Consider the following 19,790-nt stretch of genomic DNA (forward strand, 5'->3'; position numbering starts at 1 on the left):
CCGTAAAAACGGGGAGAGGGGACGTGCCAAACGCAGCGTCAATGTTGGGGAATGCCGGTGCGGTATGTCCCCTTCGCCCCGTTTACGGGGAGAAGGTGCCGGCAGGCGGATGAGGGGCCACGGCTTCACGCAAATTTTGAAAGTACGAGGACAGGAAACAGATCATGGCAATGATCCAATGTATTTCACCGGTTGACGGGTCGGTCTATGCCGAGCGTGCAGCCCTTTCTCTCGATGCCGCCAAGGATGTGGTGGCGCGCGCCCGCAAGGCGCAGAAAGCCTGGGCGAAACGGCCGCTCGAAGAGCGTGTGCAACTGGTGCTGAAGGGGGCCGCGCGGTTGAACGAGATGGCCGACGTCGTCGTGCCGGAGCTTGCCTGGCAGATGGGCCGGCCGGTTAAGTATGGCGGCGAATACAAGGGCTTCAACGAGCGCTCCAACTATGTCGCTTCGATCGCGGCGGATGCGCTGGCGCCTGTCGTCGTCGAGGAGAGCGAGCGTTTCGAGCGCCGCATCGAGCGCGAGGCGCATGGCGTCGTCTTCGTCGTCGCACCGTGGAACTATCCCTATATGACGGCGATCAACACGATTGCGCCGGCGCTGATGGCCGGCAATACCGTGGTGCTGAAACATGCCTCGCAGACGCTGCTGGTCGGCGAGCGACTGGTGCAGGCCTTCATCGAGGCCGGCGTTCCCGAGGATGTGTTCCAGAACGTCTTCCTCGATCATGAAACGACGTCGGCGCTGATTGCCGCCGGCAGCTTCAATTTCGTCAACTTCACCGGATCGGTCGAAGGCGGGCGGTCAATGGAGCGGGCGGCTGCCGGCACCTTCAACGGCCTTGGCCTCGAGCTCGGAGGCAAGGATCCGGGTTATGTCATGGAGGACGCCGATCTCGAGGCGGCCGTCGACACGCTGATGGACGGCGCGACCTACAACTCCGGCCAATGCTGCTGCGGCATCGAGCGTATCTATGTGCATGAATCGCTCTACGATGCCTTCGTCGAAAAATCGGTTGCCTGGGTGTCGAACTACAAACTCGGCAATCCGCTCGATCCCGATACGTCGCTCGGGCCGATGGCGCATAAGCGCTTCGCCAAGGTGGTGCGCGAGCAGATCGCCGATGCGGTTTCCAAGGGCGCCAAAGCGCTTGTCGATCCCAAGCTTTTCCCTCAGGATGACGGCGGCGCTTATCTCGCCCCGCAGATCCTCGTCGATGTCGACCACTCCATGGCCTTCATGCGCGAAGAGACTTTCGGTCCGGCAGTCGGCATCATGAAGGTGAAGAGCGACGAGGAGGCACTCGCTTTGATGAACGACAGCCAGTACGGGCTGACGGCCTCGCTCTGGACGCAAGATGTCGAGCGGGCAGGGCGGCTTGGGCGCGAGATCGAAACCGGCACCGTTTTCATGAACCGCGCAGATTATCTCGATCCGGCGCTTTGCTGGACCGGCGTCAAGGAGACCGGCCGCGGCGGCTCGCTGTCGATCATCGGCTTCCACAATCTGACGCGCCCGAAATCCTTCCATCTGAAGAAAGTCACAGGATGAGCAGCAACATCACCGCAAACTGGAGCTATCCGACATCGGTCAAGCTCGGCCGGGGCCGCATCGCGGAACTGGCCGACGCCTGCAAGAGCCTCGGCATCAAGAAGCCGCTGCTCGTCACAGACCGGGGCCTTGCCTCGATGGCGATCACCAAGACTGCGCTCGATATCCTAGAAGATGCCGGTCTCGGTCGGGCGATCTTTGCCGATGTCGATCCGAACCCGAACGAGAAGAACCTCGAAGCCGGCGTCAGGGCTTTCAAGGACGGCGGCCATGACGGCGTCGTTGCCTTCGGCGGTGGCTCCGGCCTCGATCTCGGCAAGTGCGTCGCCTTCATGGCCGGCCAGACGAGGCCGGTCTGGGACTTCGAAGATATCGGCGACTGGTGGACGCGTGCGAGCCTTGAGGGGATCGCCCCGATCGTTGCGGTGCCGACAACGGCAGGCACCGGGTCGGAAGTCGGGCGCGCCAGCGTCATCACCAATTCCGAAACCTATGTGAAGAAGATCATCTTCCATCCGAAGTTCCTGCCTGGCGTCGTCATTTCCGATCCGGAACTGACGGTCGGCATGCCGAAGATCATCACGGCCGGCACGGGCATGGATGCTTTCGCCCATTGCCTGGAGGCCTATTCCTCGCCATTCTATCACCCGATGTCAGCCGGCATCGCGCTCGAAGGCATGCGTCTCGTCAAGGAGTTCCTGCCGCGCGCCTATCGGGAAGGCACCGATCTGGAAGCCCGCGCCAACATGATGGCCGCTGCCGCCATGGGAGCGGTCGCCTTCCAGAAGGGGCTCGGCGCCATCCACGCGCTGTCGCACCCGATCGGCGCCGTCTACAACACCCATCACGGCATGACCAATGCGGTGGTGATGCCGGCGGTGCTGCGCTTCAACCGCAAGGCGATCGAGGAGAAGATCGGCCGCGCCGCCGCCTATCTCGGCATCTCGGGCGGTTTCGACGGGTTCTACGACTATGTGCTGAAGCTCCGCTCGGAACTCGGCGTGCCGGAGACGCTGTCGGCGATGGGAATCGCAGCCGACCGCATCGACGAATTGTCGGCCATGGCGATCGAAGATCCGAGCGCGGGCGGCAACCCGGTTGCAATGACGCTGGAAAATACCAAGGCCCTTTTCAAGGATTGCTTCTGACAAGATAAGAGCGGACCAACAGACTGGCCTGGAAAACCTCGGTTTTCCAGGCTTTTTTCGTTACGGTGGCATCCCTATTTTTAGGGATGTGAAAAATACCGGCTGCAGTTTCGCCGCGCGTGTTTCGAATTTGTTAACCATGATTAGAAAGGATGCATTAACCGCACAATGCTCCGATGGTGCGTAAAAGAGCGATTCCGGCTCGCACCATCCCTTCCGAGGACCGAACATGCCTGTCATCACATTCGCAAATACCAAGGGCGGCGCCGGCAAGACGACCGCTGTTTTGCTGCTCGCGACCGAGCTTGCCCGCAAAGGCTATCGCGTCACCATTCTCGACGCCGACCCGCAGCACTGGATTTCGCGCTGGCACGAAATATCAGGTCATGTGGCCAATCTTTCGGTGATCGATTTCGTCACGACTGCGTCGCTGCCGGTGCATATCAGCGAGAACAAGCACAATACCGACTATTTCATCGTCGATCTGCCCGGTGCGCGCAATCCGTTGCTTGCCACCGCCGTCGGCCTTTCCGATCACGTGCTGATCCCGATCCAGGGCTGTGCGATGGATGCGCGGGGCGGCGCGCAGGTGCTCGAACTGCTGCAGTACCTGGATGAGAAGGCCGGCATCAAGATCGGCCATTCGGTGGTGCTCACCCGCGTCAATTCGATGGTGACGACGCGGGCGCTGCAAGTCGTCAAGTCGCTGCTCAGCGAGCGGCATGTGCCGGTGCTGGATACGGCTATCATCGAACGCTCCGCCTTCCGCGACATCTTCGACTGTGGCGGCACGCTGCACACGATCGATCCGATGCGTGTCAGCAATCTCGACAAGGCACGGGAAAACGCCACCTGTTTTGCCGAGGAAATGATGCGCAAGCTGCCGGTGAGGCTGACGGCATCCGCCCGCGTGACGAGCCCGATGGTCCGCTCCGCCGCCTGAATATCTCCTGAATGAAACGACAAGGCCGCCGGAGCGATCCGGCGGCCTTGTCGTTTCTATCGTCAGAATGATTTCAATCGACGAATTCGACCGTCACTCCCGGCTTGACCATTTTGGCAAGCTCTGTCGCATCCCAGTTGGTCAGACGGATACAACCGTGGCTCTGGGTGCGGCCGATCTTCGAGGGTTCGGGCGTGCCGTGAATGCCGTATGTCGGCTTGGAAAGCGCCATCCAGACGGTGCCGACTGGGCCGTTCGGGCCGGGCGGGATGTTGAGGATCTTGTCGTTGGCGCCCTGCTGGAAATTGATCTTCGGATTATAGGTATAACCGGGATTGAGGGCGACACGCTCGACATTTACCAAGCCCGACGGAGAGGGGGTGTCGGTGGAGCCGATCGACGCCGGATAGGCGGCGAGGAGATTGCCGGCGCCGTCATAGGCGAAGACCTGCTTGCGGCCCTTGTCGGCGATGATGCGGGCAACTTCGCCGCTCTTCGGCTCGCCCGGATTGACGACCTTGATGATGGTGCCTGCAACTGTGAAATCGGCGCCGGGGTTCATCTCTTTGAGAAAGGCCTCATCCATGTGGAAGCGTTCGGCCAGCATTTCGGTGGTCGAGGTGTAGGCGAGCGACGGCAGCAGCGCCTTGTGCGAATAATCTTCCGGGATCTCGGCAACGAAGGGACCGGCGGCATCGGCCGGCGTGATCGTGTAGCTGACGACGGGCAGGCCGCCGTTCATGCGCAGCTCTTCGAGAATGGCATCGGTGTCGTTGGGATCGAGCTTCGAGCCGGTCATCTGGTCATAGGCATAGATGCCCTTGGTGACGTTCGAGCCCATATGGCCGTCGATGACGCCCGGAGAGATGCCGGCGCGATCAAGGAAGACCTGCAATGCGACGATCTCGGGCTTCGACTTGTTCTTCAGCGTGATGACGGGCTCATCAGGCGCGGCCCTGGGCTGATCGGCGGGCGGGATCTGCTGGTCGGGGTCGATCGAGGCATAGTCGCCGCCAGGCTGCGGATTGCCGATGCTGTTGTCATCGGGATAGGGCTCGTCGCCGAGCGGCTGACGTTCGATCGCCGCATCGCGCGGAATACCGCCGGTGACGGCGCCGCGCTCGGAATAACGTGTATCGCCATCGGGATTGTTGTCGGGATAATAGGGATCGTTGCCGTAATGGTCGTTATAGACTTCCCGCGGGCCGGGCCGCGGCGGATAGTAGCCGCGGGCGCGCATCTCGGTGGCGACGACATTGCCATAGTCGTCGATCAGCACGCGATTGCCGCTACGGTCGCGGGCGTAGATATAGCCAGCTGGAACATAATCGAGGATTTCGCCGCTTGGCGTCACAAGCACGATATCGCTCTGGCGGCGATCGCGGAACTGCTGTGCGCCTGCCTCCGGCGCTGTAGCCGCAAGGGCAGCCAGGACGGCCGCGAAGTAAAAGGCCGACTTCAAAAAGCGATTCACGTCTCATACCTCGAACAGTGACTGGCAGACACACACCTGCGAATTTTGACGCTAGTATGGAATTTATGAAAGCGTACTGAACAAAATATGAAAATCACTAAGATTTCCTTTTACTCATAAACGTTTGCGTCCTTGTGGCAGTTCCGCAAAATCCACGATTGCTGCAAAAGCACAAGATGGAGACGACGCCGATTGACGAATGGCGACGCGAAACCTAACGCTAGCGCATCCTGCTTTCCGAAAATCGGATTGGATTTTCGGAAAGCAGGATGCGTCGATTCAAAGTGTTAGCGTCATTTGTGCGTCCGAAAGGACGCACGGGCTCTAGAACAGGATGATTTTAGGCCGGGTCGGCCTAAAATCTGGATCCTGTTCTAAGTTATACAGTTGGAGCATGATGTCGTCCGAAAACCGCTCACACTTTTCGGCATCATGCTCTAAGAGCCGACAATTCCCCGAGGAGACTGTGATGATCGAATTTGCCGCCGCAAGCGGGCCGCGCCTGATGCTGGACGAAACATCGGTGCTGGATATCGGCGGATGTATCGTCGACGGCGTCGACATCGCGCCGAAACGCGCCATTCCCGACGACGGTGATACGCGAATCGATCACTCGCTCGAGGGCTTTCTCTTCACCTGCGGGCCGGATCATATCCGCCACCGCCAGCCGATCCCGGGCCGGGATGATGGCAAGGTCTACCCGCTGCACGGATCGGCCGCCGGCCATGCGGCAAAGGTGCTGTGGACGAAATTCGAGAATGGCAACGCCGAATGCCGCGCCGATATCGACATCACCACCATCGAAGGATTGCCGCAGCGCATCGAGCGGCTGTGGCGGATCGATGGGGCGACCGGCGAGGTGCGGCTCGAGGATCTGGTCGTCAATACGAGCGATCGGACGGTGCCGACCTTCCTGATGTATCACATGAACACTGGCGCTAAATGGCTGGACGAGGGCACACGGCTTGAAGGCCAGATGCTGGAGAATGGCGGTTTCCCCTGGGCATTCGGGGAGGAGCCGGGTGGCATCTTCTGCGTCGCGGCGCCGGCTGCGGAGGAGGGTTTTGCGGAGGTCCGCCTCGGACCGATCGCCGCAATCGGCGGTAGGACGCTGCGGGTGCGCTTCCGCGCCGACACGCTGCCCCATCTGCAGGTCTGGCGGAACCAGAAGGCGCCCGCCCATATCATCGGCATCGAGCCGGTTTCGCATCGCTGGATATCGCGCGACGAGCTTCAGGCAGCCGGCGAGTTCAACATGCTGGCGCCAGGAGAGAGCCGCAGCTATGCGCTGACCTTTGCTTTCCTATGAGCGAAGTGTTGTTGACGCTGGCAGACCTCCGTCGTAGACCTTCAACCCACGATTTTTGAGGAGACAAGACGATGGATATTCGCCAGATCGACGATGAATATTCGGTTTCAGGCCAGATCACGCTGGAGGACCTCGACGAGATCAAGGCGCTGGGGTTCAAATCGATCGTCTGCCACCGTCCCGACCACGAAAGTCCCGACCAGACGTCGTTCTCCGTCATTGAGGCGCGCGCCAAGGAGCTCGGCCTCGAGATCGCCCATGTGCCGGTTGGACCGATGGGCGTGACCGAGGAAGCCGTACAGGGCATGGTCGATGCGCTCGATGAATTCCCGCGGCCGATGCTCGGCTATTGCCGCTCTGGCGCACGCTCGACGGCGATTTACCAGAAGACCCACCATATCCGTAATTGAGCCGGTTCCGGGGCCGATTTTGCGGCGTTGAACCTCAGCGCCGCCACCTGCCATTCACTCAGGAGACTATAATGAGCATCAAGCGTATCGACGTCGGCTCGCGCATGAGCGGCGCCGTCATTCACGGCAACACGGTCTATCTCGCAGGTCAGGTCGGCGAGGGCGAAAGCGTCACCGATCAGTGCAAGTCCTCCCTTGCCGAAGTCGACCGCCTGCTGGCTGCATCAGGCAGCAGCAAGTCGAAGATCCTGCAGACGATCATCTACCTGTCCGATATCGCCGATTTCGCCGAGATGAACGCCGTCTGGGAAGGCTGGATCGATCCGGCCAATCCGCCAGCCCGCGCCACCAGCGAAGCCAAGCTCGCTGCGCCGAAATACAAGGTCGAGTTCATCATTACGGCAGCACTCGACTAAAGCAACTCCAGGAAAAGTGCGAAGCGGTTTTCCGTCCGGAAGTGCGCAAAAACAAAAGGTTAGAGCGGCTCTGCGCTTCTATGAAAAGCTGAACCGCTCTAAGTCGCACCATTTCGATTGCCTGAAGCCGGTGAGCGCTGCGCGTGCTCACCGGCTTTTTGTTTGCGCGATTTCGGAAAGCGTGCGTGTCGGCGTGATCGCTTCGGGATCGAGCTTGACCTCGATGATTGCCGGCTTGCCGCTGGCGCGTGCTCGCTCAAAGGCCGGGGCGAAATCCGCCGTCGTTTCCACCGTCTCGCCGTGGCCGCCATAGGCGCGGGCAAGGGCTGCGAAGTCGGGATTGGTCAGATCGGTGCTGCTGACGCGGCCGGGATACTCGCGCTCTTGATGCATGCGGATCGTGCCGTAGATGCCATTGTTGACGACGACTGCGATGATCGGCAGGCCATAGCGGATGGCGGTGGCGAATTCCTGGCCGTGCATCAGGAAGCAGCCGTCGCCGGCAAAGCAGATAACCTCGCGCTCGGGAAACAGCCGCTTGGCGGCCACCGCCGCCGGCAGGCCGTAACCCATTGACCCGGAGGTGGGGGCGGCCTGAGTGTTGAAGCGGCGAAAACGATGGAAGCGGTGCACCCAGGTGGCGTAGTTGCCCGCACCGTTGGTGAAGATCGTCTGCGGTCCGGTATTGGCCTCCAGCCATTCCATGATCGGCCCCATATGGACGGCGCCCGGTCCACTCAAGGGCGGCTTCGACCAGGCGAGATAGGCCTGGTGCAGGCGCGCGGTGCGCTCGGTCCAATGTGGTTTGGCCGGCGCTTCCAGATCGGCGAGTGCGGCGACGAAATCGGCAGGTGCGGCGCAAATGGCAAGATCCGGACGGTAGATGCGGCCGAGCTCGGAAGGGTCGGGATAGATATGCACCAGCGATTGCTGGGGGTAGGGGATATCGATCAGCGTATAGGACGAGGACGGCATTTCCGACATGCGGCTGCCAAGCAGGATCAGCAGGTCGCTTTCCTTGATCTCTTTTGCCAATGCAGGATTGATGCCGATGCCGACATCGCCGGCATAGCAGGGATGGAGATGATCGAACAGCATCTGCCGGCGGAAGGAGCAGCCGACAGGCAGGTGGAAACGCTCGGCGAAGCTCTGAAAATCGGCGACCGCATCGGCATCCCAGCGCGTGCCGCCAAGGATTACCATCGGACGCTCGGCCTTCAGCAATCTTACGTAGAAATCGTCGATCTGGCGGCGGCCGGGATGGGCCTCAACATTGGCATAATGCCTGGCGCGGGGTGCTTCGACCTCATCGCGCAGCATGTCCTCCGGCAGCGTCAGCACGACAGGGCCGGGCCGGCCGGACGTTGCGGCCGCAAAGGCGCGAGTGACGAACTCGGGAATGCGGGCGGCATCGTCGATCTCGCCCACCCATTTGGCGAATTCGGTGAAGGCGCGGCGGAATTCGACCTCCTGGAAGGCCTCGCGCTCGCGTGCTTCCCGCTGCACCTGACCGATGAACAGGATCATCGGGATCGAGTCCTGCCTTGATATATGCAGGCCGGCGGAGGCGTTGGTGGCGCCGGGGCCGCGGGTCACCATGCAGATGCCGGGTTCGCCGGTCAGCCTGCCCCAGCAATCCGCCATCATCGCCGCTCCGCCCTCCTGGCGGCAGACGAGGACGTCGATATCGCTGTCGCGCAACGCGTCGAGCACGGCGAGGAAGCTCTCGCCGGGCACGCAGGAGAGACGTTTGACACCGTTCGCCTTCAGCGCCTCGACGATCAGTTCCCCGCCCGTCTTCTTCATGACGATGCCTTCCTCATGACGATGCCTTTCTCTCGCGCTCGGCGAGTTCCGCCAGAATTTCTGCCTGGTGTTCGCCGAGACGCGGGCTCGGCCTGATATAATGCAGCGGCGTCTCCGACAGCACCACGGGCGTCCTGACACCGGGGATCACGGTGCCGGCGGCATCCTCAAGGTCAATGCGCAGGCCGCGGGCCCGCACCTGCGGATGGGCGAACATTTCCTCGATCGTGTTGATTGCGCCTGATGGAACCGCGTTCTCTTCACAAGCCTTCAGCAGATCCGCCTTCTGCCATTTCAGCGTCTCGGTGGAGACGAGGCGGTGCACTTCGCCGCGATTGCCGACGCGGGCCTTGTTGGTGGCGAAACGCTCGTCACCGGCGATGGTCTCCAGGCCGAGGATGGTGCAGAGGCGGCGGAACTGGCCGTCATTTCCAACTGCGAGAATGAGATACCCGTCAGCCGTCGGCACGACCTCATAGGGCGAGATATTGGGATGGGCGTTGCCGAGGCGGGTCGGCGCCTCGCCGGAAACCAGGTAATTCATGTTCTGGTTGGCGAGCACGGCCGATTGCACATCGAGCAGGGCCATGTCGACCAACTGGCCTTCGCCTGACTTCAGGGCGTGGATCAGGGCGGCTTCGATCGCCGAGACGGCATAGATGCCGGTGAAGATATCGGCGATGGCAACACCTGCCTTCATCGGCTGGCCGTCCGGCTCACCGGTGATCGACATGAAGCCGGACATGCCTTGGACGATGTAATCGTAGCCGGCGAAGCTGGCGTAAGGGCCGTTCTGGCCGAAGCCGGTGATCGAGCAATAGACGAGCTTCGGGTTCAGCTTGCGCAGACTGTCATAATCGAGCCCGTATTTGACGAGGCCGCCGACTTTGAAATTCTCGATCACCACATCGGCGGTGGAGACGAGGCGGCGGACGAGATCCTGGCCTTCGGCGCTCTTCAGGTCGGCGGTGACGGAGCGCTTGCCGCGATTGGCGGCGTGGTAATAGGCGGCCGAGAGGTTGTTGCCGTCGGCGCCCTCGACGAAAGGTGGCCCCCATTGGCGCGTATCGTCGCCGCCGTCTGGATTTTCGACCTTGATGACGTCGGCGCCGAGATCGGCGAGCATCTGTCCCGCCCAGGGGCCGGCGAGCACGCGGGCAAGCTCGATCACCCGGATGCCGGCAAGCGGCGGTTTTTTCGTCACGGTCTCCGTCATGTTCCTCCGGCAGGTTCAGAGCATAGTGCCGAAAAGTGTGAGCGGTTTTCGGAATTGTACTCTCATTCTAGATTTACGGCGTCCACGTCGCCTCTGATGTATCGGATACCGGTTTCGATGCAAAGCGCCGCTCGCGCCAGAGGATATAGAAGCCAGACGCCATGATGATTATGATGCCGAGCCATTTGAGCGCGTTCGGGAAGTCGCCGAAGACCAGCCAGGCGAAGATCGTTGCCGAGACGATCTCGAAATATTGCAGCGGCGCCAGCGTTGAAGCCGGTGCTGCGCGATAAGCATAGACGCCAAGGATGCCCGATATGGCGGCCATGGCGCCGACGCCGGCGAGATAGAACCAGGCGCGGCCTTCCGGCATGACCGGATCGAAGATGTCGGAGCCGGTTCCCCGGCTGAGATAAAGCAGGATGATGCAGAAGAGCAGGCCCCAGATGCCCATCTGGAACTGCATCGACCAGGGATCTTCCCTATGCGAGAGCACGCGGGTCATCAGCACGAAGATCGCAATACAGAAGGCGCTGACGACAGGCAGAAGAGCGATGTAGCCGACCTCTTCGAAACTCGGCTGGATGATCAGCATCGCTCCGAAGAAGCCGACGCCGCAGGCCGTGTAACGCCGCCAACCGATCATCTCCTTCAGGAAGATACCGCCGAGGATCGTCAACATGATCGGTTCGACGAAGAAGATCGCTATTGCGTCAGCGACCGCCATGTATTTCAGCGTAGTGACGAAGGAGATCATCGAGATCGTGATGATCGCGCCGCGGATCGCGTGGAACAGGCTCTGGCGCCAGGAAAAATCGGCGAAGCTGCGCCGCCACACGACGATTGGCAGCATGCAGAGCGCTTGCACGGCGAAGCGGGCGGCGGTGATTTCGGCGGACGGGACGGTGACGATGGCAAGCTTGGCGAAGATATCGATGATCGGCGAGAACATCACCGAGATAAACATCAGCGCAAGCCCCATCGTCACGTCGGAGGCGGACGAAACAGGGCGGGCGGAGGTGCTGTTCATGATGAAATCCCTGTCAGGAAATTGGTCGCTCAGGATCCTGCGACGGCCCTGTCGCACCAGTCCGCGAAGGCGGCGATCGCCGCATCCGCGCCGATCTCATTTAGTGTTTCGTGACGCATGTCCTGATATATCTCAGTGCTGATACGGGAGAAGCCTTGTCCTTTCAAATGGTTTGACAGCCAGAGCAGGGCTTTTCCACGCTCCGTCGCAGGATCCTGCCCGCCTCCGACGAGATGGACCGGCATGTCCCGCGGCAGCCGGTCGAGGTGGATTTTCTGCGGCGCGCGGAAGGTCAGTTCGAAGAGATCGAGCCAGAGAGAGACTGAGGCGTCGAAGCCGCAGAGCGGATCGGTGACATACTTGTCGACTTCATCGGGAAGACGCGACAGCCAGTCGAACTCGGTGCGGCGGCCGGGAATGGATTTGCCCCAGGTGCCGAAGGTAAGCTTCGGCAGCAGGCCGCTCGGCACGTCGGAGCCCTTCAGCATGCGCTCGGCAAGCAGGATCGCCTGGGCGGCGCGGCCGGCAAGGCCGACGGCGAAATTCGAATTCCAGATCGCGACGGCGTCGAAGTCGGCCGGAGCCGTGACGGCAGCGTTGAGGGCGATGAGGCCGCCCATCGAATGGCCGAAGAGGATCACAGGCAGGCCGGGATGGCGGGAGGCCGCATAACCGCGCATAGCGATGACGTCGCCGGCCACCTTTTCGACCCCACCCCGCCAGGCAAATCGACCGATCGGCGCATCCGGTGCCGTCGTCTCGCCGTGGCCGCGATGATCGTGGGCATAGACGTGATAGCCGCGCGCCGCCATCGCCTCGGCAAAGGAGCGGTATCGTTTCGAATGTTCGGCCAAGCCGTGCGATATCAACAAGATGCCGCGTGCTGCAGCTTCGGCCTTGGCATGGTGATATGCCAGCGACGCCCCAGGCACGGCCAACCTTTGCGTTTCAGCAAACATATGGATCCTCCCGGCGGCAACAGACCAGATCGCTGGGTAATTGCAACATCGGCGCTTAATTATCCGACAATAAATTGTGGCCCTGTTGCGATTCAGGGTTGCGGCCTTTCGATCTTCGTGCTTATTTGTTCCTGTATTGTTCTTTTTTGGGGGTTGAAATGAGCAGCATGCAGTTGCGTACCTTGACGTTTGCCGTGTCGATGGTTGTTGCCGGCGCCGCCGTGGCGCAGGAGGCCGGCGGGCGCACCCGCTTCATTCTGGCGGCGAGCTGGCAGCCGGCCTTTTGCCAGACGAACCAGAAGAAGGCCGAATGCGCAAGCCAGACCGGCGAGCGCCCCGACGCGACGAACTTCTCGTTGCACGGGCTTTGGCCGATGCGGGAGGATTATTGCGGGGTGAGCGCCGAGCAGAAGACCGCCGACAAGGATGGCGACTGGAACAAGCTGCCGGAGGTCACGCTTGCGGCCGAGACGAAGACGGCGCTGGCAAAGGCGATGCCCGGCACGGAATCCGGCCTGGAACGGCATGAATGGGTGAAGCATGGCACCTGCACGAAGATGAGCGCGGACGACTATTTCGGTGTCGGTGTGCATCTGGTGGGCGCACTGAACGCGTCGGCCGTGCGCGATCTCTTCGCTGCCAATATCGGCAAGCCGGTCAAGTCCGAAGCGATCAAGGCGGCTTTCGACAAGAGTTTCGGGCCGGGCGCCGGCGACCGCGTCAAGATGAGCTGCCGACGGGCCGGCAATGTAAGGCTGATCAGCGAGCTGACGATCGGGCTTTCGGAAGCCGCCGGGGCGGCATCGGCGAAAAGTACGGGCCTCGCCGATCTGATCCAGGGTGCGGGAAAAACGTCGTTCGGTTGTGACGAGGGCGTCGTCGATGCTGCGGGCTTTTGACCGGAAATCCTGAGTAAACCGGGTTTCGGCGTTGCCCGCAGGCGCTGTTTCGCCTACATAGCGGCACAATCGAAGTTTCCCGCCCGGAGCAGCGCAGCATGGCACGTCAGTTCATCTATCATATGTCCGGCCTTAACAAGGCCTATGGCAACAAGAAGATCCTGGAGAATATCCACCTTTCGTTCTACCCGGATGCCAAGATCGGTATCCTTGGTCCGAACGGCGCGGGTAAATCCACCGTGCTGCGCATCATCGCAGGCCAGGACAAGGAGTATACCGGCGAAGCCTGGCTCGCCGAAGGTGCGACCGTCGGCTATCTGGAGCAGGAGCCGCATCTCGATGCAAACAAGACGGTGTTCGAGAACGTCATGGAAGGCGTTGCCTCGAAGACGGCTGTCCTCGATCGCTACAATGAATTGATGATGAACTATTCCGACGAGACGGCGGAAGAGGGCGCCAAGCTTCAGGACGTCATCGATAGCCAGAACCTCTGGGATCTGGAAAGCCAGGTCGAAATGGCGATGGAAGCGCTGCGCTGCCCGCCGCGCGACGCCGATGTCACCAGCCTTTCGGGTGGTGAGCGACGCCGTGTCGCGCTCTGCCGCCTGCTGCTTTCGCAGCCGGACCTGCTGCTGCTCGACGAACCGACCAACCACCTGGACGCCGAAACCATCGCCTGGCTCGAAAAACATCTACGCGACTATCCGGGCGCCGTGATGATGATTACCCACGATCGCTACTTCCTGGACAACGTCACCGGATGGATCCTCGAACTCGACCGCGGCCGTGGCATTCCCTACGAGGGCAACTACTCGGCCTACCTGCAGGCGAAAGCCAAGCGCATGCTGCAGGAAAGCCGCGAAGACGCGTCGCGCCAGAAGGCGATCAGCCGCGAACAGGAATGGATCGCGTCCAGCCCGAAAGCCCGTCAGGCCAAGTCCAAGGCCCGTATCAAGTCCTACGAGCAGTTGGTGGATGCCGCCGAGAAGCAGCGTCCCGGCGACGCGCAGATCATCATCCCGGTCAGCGAGCGCCTCGGCCAGGTGGTCATCGAGATGGAGGGCGTCACCAAGGGCTTCGAGGGCCGCACGCTGATCAACGACCTGTCGATCAAGCTGCCGCCCGGCGGCATCGTCGGCATCATCGGCCCGAATGGCGCCGGCAAGACGACGCTATTCAGGATGATCACCGGCCAGGAAAAGCCGGATGGGGGTTCGATCCGCATCGGCGAAACCGTGCATCTCGGTTATGTCGACCAGAGCCGTGACACCCTTGCGGCCGACAAGACGGTCTGGGAGGAAATTTCCGGCGGCGCCGAAATCATCAAGCTCGGCAAGTTCGACATGAACTCCCGCGCCTATTGCGGCGCCTTCAACTTCAAGGGCGGCGATCAGCAGCAGAAGGTCGGCAATCTCTCCGGTGGTCAGCGCAACCGCGTTCACCTTGCCAAGATGCTGAAGGCCGGCGGCAACGTTCTGCTGCTCGACGAACCGACCAACGACCTCGATACGGAAACGCTGGGTGCCCTTGAAAACGCGCTGGAAAACTTCGCCGGCTGCGCCATCATCATCAGCCATGATCGCATGTTCCTCGACCGGCTGGCGACGCATATTCTGGCTTTCGAAGGCGACGGCCATGTCGAATGGTTCGAAGGCAACTTCGAGGATTATGAACAGGACAAGGTTCGTCGTCTCGGCCCCGACGCACTCAACCCGGGCAGCCAGGCCCATAAGCGTCTGACACGCTGATTTCACCCATTTTTCGTTTGTGAGAGCCCCGGTTCTGAACTGCCCCCCGAAAGTTGGACATCCAACCTCGGGGTTCAGTTCATTCGCTGGGGCTTTTTCATGTCGGGCTCTGTCGCAATCTGAGCAGGCAATTTCGTGGAGAGAGCGAATTGCTGCTTGCCACTGCTTTTCAAATCACATAAAGATATCTTTATGTCTTGATTGGATTAGAGATGAGCGAACCGTTGAAGCTTGGACTGGATGCGCTGGTGGACGTCTTGAAGGCGGCCGGCGAGCCCACGCGCCTGCGTCTTCTGGCGCTTCTTGACGGCGGCGACCTGACGGTCACCGATCTTACCGAAATTCTCGGCCAGTCCCAGCCGCGCATCTCCCGCCATCTGAAGCTGCTCGGCGAAGCCGAACTGATCGAACGATATCAGGAGGGCGCTTGGGCCTATTTCCGTCTGAAGCAGGATGGCAAGGCGGCCATGCTGGTGCGGGCCCTGCTCAAGCATGTCTCCGAGAACGATCCGACCATCCTTCGCGATGGCGAGCGGCTGTCGCAAGTCAAGCGTCAGCGCGCCGAGCGGGCGCAGGCCTATTTCAGCCGCAACGCGGCCGAATGGGACGAGCTTCGCCGCCTGCATGCGGCTGATGAGGAGGTCGACGCTGCCGTCATCCGGCTGCTCGGTAACCAACCGATCGATTCTCTGCTTGATCTCGGCACCGGCACCGGCCGCATCCTCGAGCTTCTGTCCGGCCTCTACCGCCGGGCGATCGGCGTCGATGCCAGCCGTGACATGCTGAGCGTGGCGCGCGCCAATCTCGACAAGTCCCGCATCACCAAGGCCACCGTGCGCCACGCCGATATCCTGAACCTGCCGTTCGAGGGACAGGATTTCGACTTGGTGACGATCCATCAGGTGCTGCATTTCTTCGATCAGCCGGAAATTGCGATCACGGAAGCGGCGCGCATGCTCCGGCCGGGCGGTCGGCTCGTGGTCATCGACCTGGCGCCGCACACGCTCGAATATCTCCGCGACGAGCATGCGCATGTCCGTCTCGGCTTTTCGCACCAGGCGATGTCCGACTGGCTGCGCAAGGCCGGGCTCGACGTCGAGCAGGCCGTCGATCTTCATCCGGGTCAGCAAAGCGGGCAAGGCTTGACGGTCACCGTCTGGCTCGCGCGCGATCCGAGGCGCCTGATGGCTTCGCAGACGAGCGAGGGCGCTGAACCTACATTTGCCGGGAGGGTATGACATGGCTTTGAAAAACGAAGCACGCGGCCGCAACGACATTAGAGTCTCTTTCGAATTCTTTCCGCCTAAATCGGAGGAGATGGAAGGCCAGCTCTGGCACGCCGTCGGCCAGTTGCAGGACTGGGACCCGGATTTCGTGTCGGTGACCTATGGCGCCGGCGGCACCACCAAAGCGCCGACACTTTCCACCGTCACGCGGTTCCTGTCGCAGACGCCGCTTGCCACTGCTTCGCATCTCACTTGCGTCGGTGCGACGAAGGAAGAGACGCACCAGGTGGTCGACACCTTCCGCAAAGCCGGCGTGACGCATTTCGTGGCGCTGCGCGGCGATGCGCCAGGCGGCGCCGGCGCGCCCTACCAGCCGCATCCAGGCGGTTATGCCAATGCCGCGGAGCTGGTGGCCGGCCTCAAGGAAATTGGCGATTTCGAGATTTCGGTCTCCGCCTATCCGGAAAAACACCCGGAGAGCCGCGATACGGCGGCCGATATCGACATGCTGAAGCGCAAGGCCGACAATGGCGCCGACCGGGCGCTGACGCAATTCTTCTTCGACAACGACAATTTCGAGCGCTACCTGGAACGGGTGCGCGGCGCCGGCATCTCGATCCCCGTTGTGCCCGGCATCATGCCGATCCAGAACCTGACGCAGCTGAAACGCTTCGCCGGGGCCTGCGGCACAATCATCCCCGCCTTCCTCGACGAACGCTTTGCAGGATTCGACGACAAGCCCGAGGAGCGGGCGAAGGTCGCCGCCGAGGTCGCCGCCGAACAGATCGAGGATCTCGTCCGGCGTGGCATCCATGATTTCCATCTCTATACGATGAACCGTGCGCCGCTGGTTTCCGCCGTGCTCGACAATCTCGGCCTCTCCCGCCCGGCGGCAAAAAGTGCGGGCGCAGCCGCCTGATCTTTGCGCGTCTGAAAGACGCGCGGCGCTGTAAAAGTGAAAAGCGCATGTCGGGCGGGACATGCGCTTTTTCGTTGGCGGATTGATCAGCTATTCAGGAGTTCAGGCACTATCAGTCGTCACACCTTCGTCGGCCGGCTCAGATGAAGAGCATGGACAAGACAAAAGCAAACGCAGCACTGACCAACAGAACATTCAAGGATTGCGTGAGTCCCATGTCTGTCTCCTCGCGTTAACCGGCCGATAATATGTCTGAAATATGTCGGTTGGGAAGCAGATCTTATGCTGCGCTGCAGAACGGTTCGGTGGATAAGTCGAATGGTGCTCTTGCAAACCTTTGAAATAAATAGATAATTTTCAACAGTTTTTTGTTCACACAATTTAACATGCCGTTAAATCAGGCGATTGTGGATTTACCTATGCGCCTAAAACATGGCGGATCGGCAACCGGTTGAAAACATACGAAATTCGCAACCGGTGTCAAACAGCTTTCGCCAGCAGGCGATAGGCGCGGCCATCGAGAATGATGAGGCCGAAACCGATCAGCGCCATGCCGGCCAATTCGCCAAGTGCGAGCCTTTCGCCGAGGAAAAGCACGCCGAGAAGAATGGCGCTCGGCGGCACCAGCAGCGTGACGAGCGAGGCGTTGGTGGCACCGGCGGTCGCCATGATCCGGAAATAGAGGATGTAGCCGAAGGCCGTCGACAGTAGCGCCAGCGCCAGGATGGCCAGGAGCGCATCCAGCGGCGGTGCGGCAAGCGCCCAGGGACGATCGGTCAGCAGCGACAGCGGCAGCGCAATCAGCGAGGAGGCGGTCAACTGGCCGGCTGCGGTGACAGGGGCAGGAACATCCTTGAAGCGTTTGCCGTAAGTGGCGGCGAAGCCATAGGAGATGGCGGCAAGCACGGGAAGAAGCAGTGCCCAGAGCGGGGCTTCACCGCCGGCCGACATGCCGGGTCCGATCAGCACGATCGTTCCGATCAGGCCAACGAGGCAGCCGGCGATCTTTGCCGGCGACAGCTTCTCGTCTGAGGTGAAGTAGTTGGCGATCAGCACGGTCCAGATCGGTGTCGTCGCATTCAGGATCGCCGCAAGACCGGCGCCGATGCGGGTCTGGCCGAAGAAGATCAGCGCGTGCGGCAGGGCATTGTTGATGAGCCCGAGGATCAGGAATTCGCGCCAGCGGGCCTTGAGGATCGCATAGAAGTCGAAACGGCCGGCGATATAGATATGCAGCGCCAGCGCCGCGAGCAGCAGCCTGAAGAAGACGAGGGTCAGCGGCGGCACATGCTGGACGGCAATGCGGGCAAAGAAGAAGGAGCCGCCCCAGATCAGGCCGAGCAGGACCAGCAGGCCCCAGGTCCAAGCATTCATCCTGCTGTCCACGTCGCTTCCTCCACCGTGAGCCGCTCGTCTTGCCGAAAGCCGGCACCGGATTTCGACTTGATCCTTTAGCGCAAGCAGCGGATCGCGCCACCCGTTTCTTGCGAAGCGGGCGGCGGTAAAAAGCCAGCGGAGATCAGAGAGCGTTGAGAAGGGCAGGCGTCGCCCAGCCATCGGCGGGCATGCCGAGGCGCTGCTGTTCCTTCTGGATCGCGACACGCGTGCCGGAGCCGAGGATGCCGTCGATCTCGCCGACATCATGGCCAAGCGACTGCAGCTTGGTCTGCAGCGCCTTCATCTGGTCGCTGGCGAGCCCCTGTTCCGGCACGCCCTTGAGATAGGGCCCGGCGCCCGAAAGACGCGTCCCGAAATAGGCAGCCGAGGTCGTGTAGATGAACGACTTGTTCCATTCGAGATAGATCTTGAAATTGGGATAGGCGATGAAGGCCGGCCCCATGCGGCCCTGCGGCAGAACGAGGTCGCCTTCGAGGTTGCCGAATGCGGTATTGCCGTCACGCGGCTTGACGCCGAGCGCGAACCACTCTCCCGCTTTCATCGTGCCGCCGAGGCCGGATTTTTCCCAGGGCAGATTATCGGGCAGAGTCACTTCCTGCAGCCAGGGTTGGCCGCGCTCGAAGCCGAGATGCTGGATGAATTTCGCCGCCGTCAGGATGGCGTCCGGGCTGCTTTGCTTCAGGCGGATATGACCGTCACCGTCGCCATCCATGCCATAGGCAACGATGTCGCGCGGCAGCATCTGCACCTGGCCGATCTCGCCGGCCCAGGCGCCGGTATTGGTGGCGGGGTCGAGGTCGCCGTGCTGAACCATCTCGACAAGGGCGATCAGTTGCGGGCGGAAGAGTTCCGGGCGGCGGCAGTCATGCGACAGCGTCACCAGGGCGTTGCGGGTGTTGAAATCGCCCTGGACGGCGCCGAAGTCGGTTTCCATCGCCCAGAAGGCGGTGATGACGCCCGGCGGGACGCCGAACTCCTGCTCGGCGCGAGCAAAGACGTCGGCATATTGCTTCATCTTCTGGCGGCCGATGTCGAGGCGGGCCTGGCTGACGGTGCGCTGGGAGAATTCGAGGAAGGTCTGCTTGAAGACGCCCTGAGCGCGATCACGGCTCAGCACCTTGGGGTCGATCTCGGCGCCGGCGAATGCCTCGTCGGCGGCTGCCGCACTTGCGCCGGCTGCGACCGCATCTTTCTTGACGCCGTCGAGGAAGGCTGACAGATCGCCGCCGCAGGGCGCTGCCGGGGCTGCGTCTGGCGCCTGCTGGGCGGCCGCGCCGCCTGCGAGGGCGAGGGCAAACAGAAGGGCGAGTGCAGAGCGGCTTGCGAGCGAGCGGTGCAT

The 19,790-nt window shown here is 61.5% G+C and carries 17 protein-coding genes; 10 read left to right on the forward strand and 7 right to left on the reverse strand.

Translation table 11 applies throughout. The features are described from left to right. Positions 1-164: 164 nt before the first annotated feature. The 3 genes from ACIPSK_RS04065 (at position 165) to ACIPSK_RS04075 (ending at position 3,641) form a co-directional block, all read left to right on the forward strand. Positions 165-1,550, forward strand: a complete 1,386-nt coding sequence (locus ACIPSK_RS04065; RefSeq protein WP_162115933.1) for an aldehyde dehydrogenase family protein — start codon at positions 165-167, stop codon at positions 1,548-1,550. Further along, the gene (locus ACIPSK_RS04070; protein WP_162115934.1) at positions 1,547-2,698 is read left to right on the forward strand and encodes an iron-containing alcohol dehydrogenase; all 1,152 of its coding nucleotides are present in this window, start codon (positions 1,547-1,549) and stop codon (positions 2,696-2,698) included. Before ACIPSK_RS04065 ends, ACIPSK_RS04070 begins: the two co-directional genes overlap by 4 nt. A gap of 229 nt (positions 2,699-2,927) precedes the next feature. Continuing rightward, entirely contained in the window at positions 2,928-3,641 is a 714-nt protein-coding gene (locus tag ACIPSK_RS04075; protein WP_162115935.1) for a ParA family protein, read from the forward strand. Between the two features lie 73 nt (positions 3,642-3,714). Here the strand turns inward: ACIPSK_RS04075 and ACIPSK_RS04080 are convergent, their stop codons facing one another. Further along, complete coding sequence (locus ACIPSK_RS04080; RefSeq protein ID WP_162115936.1) at positions 3,715-5,115, reverse strand: L,D-transpeptidase family protein; 1,401 nt, start codon at positions 5,113-5,115, stop codon at positions 3,715-3,717. 469 nt (positions 5,116-5,584) lie between these two features. Between ACIPSK_RS04080 and ACIPSK_RS04085 the strand changes: the two genes are divergently transcribed. The 3 genes from ACIPSK_RS04085 (at position 5,585) to ACIPSK_RS04095 (ending at position 7,250) form a co-directional block, all read left to right on the forward strand. Beyond that, positions 5,585-6,424, forward strand: coding sequence for an aldose 1-epimerase family protein (locus tag ACIPSK_RS04085; RefSeq protein ID WP_162115937.1), 840 nt, complete (start codon positions 5,585-5,587; stop codon positions 6,422-6,424). Between the two features lie 71 nt (positions 6,425-6,495). After that, positions 6,496-6,834 (forward strand): TIGR01244 family sulfur transferase, encoded by a 339-nt coding sequence (locus ACIPSK_RS04090; protein ID WP_162115938.1) that lies wholly within the window; start codon positions 6,496-6,498, stop codon positions 6,832-6,834. A gap of 71 nt (positions 6,835-6,905) precedes the next feature. Beyond that, the gene (locus ACIPSK_RS04095; protein ID WP_018446572.1) at positions 6,906-7,250 is read left to right on the forward strand and encodes a RidA family protein; all 345 of its coding nucleotides are present in this window, start codon (positions 6,906-6,908) and stop codon (positions 7,248-7,250) included. 147 nt (positions 7,251-7,397) lie between these two features. On the opposite strand, the gene ACIPSK_RS04100 is transcribed toward ACIPSK_RS04095, so the two are convergent. The 4 genes from ACIPSK_RS04100 to ACIPSK_RS04115 form a co-directional block, all read right to left on the reverse strand. Then, a complete protein-coding gene (locus ACIPSK_RS04100) occupies positions 7,398-9,056 on the reverse strand; it encodes a thiamine pyrophosphate-binding protein (RefSeq protein WP_162115939.1) in 1,659 nt (552 codons plus the stop codon). A 13-nt stretch (positions 9,057-9,069) separates the two neighbouring features. After that, positions 9,070-10,272, reverse strand: coding sequence for a CaiB/BaiF CoA transferase family protein (locus ACIPSK_RS04105; protein ID WP_162115940.1), 1,203 nt, complete (start codon positions 10,270-10,272; stop codon positions 9,070-9,072). Between the two features lie 73 nt (positions 10,273-10,345). Further along, complete coding sequence (locus ACIPSK_RS04110; RefSeq protein WP_162115941.1) at positions 10,346-11,302, reverse strand: DMT family transporter; 957 nt, start codon at positions 11,300-11,302, stop codon at positions 10,346-10,348. A gap of 29 nt (positions 11,303-11,331) precedes the next feature. Further along, positions 11,332-12,261, reverse strand: coding sequence for an alpha/beta fold hydrolase (locus ACIPSK_RS04115; protein ID WP_162115942.1), 930 nt, complete (start codon positions 12,259-12,261; stop codon positions 11,332-11,334). Positions 12,262-12,419: 158 nt separating this feature from the next. On the opposite strand from ACIPSK_RS04115, the gene ACIPSK_RS04120 reads away from it, so the two are divergent. From ACIPSK_RS04120 to metF, 4 genes are all read left to right on the forward strand, one after another. Beyond that, positions 12,420-13,160, forward strand: coding sequence for a ribonuclease T2 family protein (locus ACIPSK_RS04120; RefSeq protein ID WP_162115943.1), 741 nt, complete (start codon positions 12,420-12,422; stop codon positions 13,158-13,160). 98 nt (positions 13,161-13,258) lie between these two features. Further along, positions 13,259-14,908: an energy-dependent translational throttle protein EttA gene (gene ettA / locus ACIPSK_RS04125; RefSeq protein WP_162115944.1), complete on the forward strand. Its 1,650-nt coding sequence runs from the start codon at positions 13,259-13,261 to the stop codon at positions 14,906-14,908. A 212-nt stretch (positions 14,909-15,120) separates the two neighbouring features. Next, positions 15,121-16,146, forward strand: coding sequence for an ArsR/SmtB family transcription factor (locus ACIPSK_RS04130; protein ID WP_017965127.1), 1,026 nt, complete (start codon positions 15,121-15,123; stop codon positions 16,144-16,146). A 1-nt stretch (position 16,147) separates the two neighbouring features. Then, positions 16,148-17,053: a methylenetetrahydrofolate reductase [NAD(P)H] gene (gene metF / locus ACIPSK_RS04135; RefSeq protein WP_017965126.1), complete on the forward strand. Its 906-nt coding sequence runs from the start codon at positions 16,148-16,150 to the stop codon at positions 17,051-17,053. A gap of 480 nt (positions 17,054-17,533) precedes the next feature. Here the strand turns inward: metF and ACIPSK_RS04140 are convergent, their stop codons facing one another. Then, positions 17,534-18,439: a DMT family transporter gene (locus ACIPSK_RS04140; protein ID WP_162115945.1), complete on the reverse strand. Its 906-nt coding sequence runs from the start codon at positions 18,437-18,439 to the stop codon at positions 17,534-17,536. 133 nt (positions 18,440-18,572) lie between these two features. Then, positions 18,573-19,790, reverse strand: a complete 1,218-nt coding sequence (locus tag ACIPSK_RS04145) for a lytic murein transglycosylase (RefSeq protein WP_162115946.1) — start codon at positions 19,788-19,790, stop codon at positions 18,573-18,575.

The sequence above is a fragment of the Rhizobium sp. LARHSG275 genome, assembly GCF_052871115.1.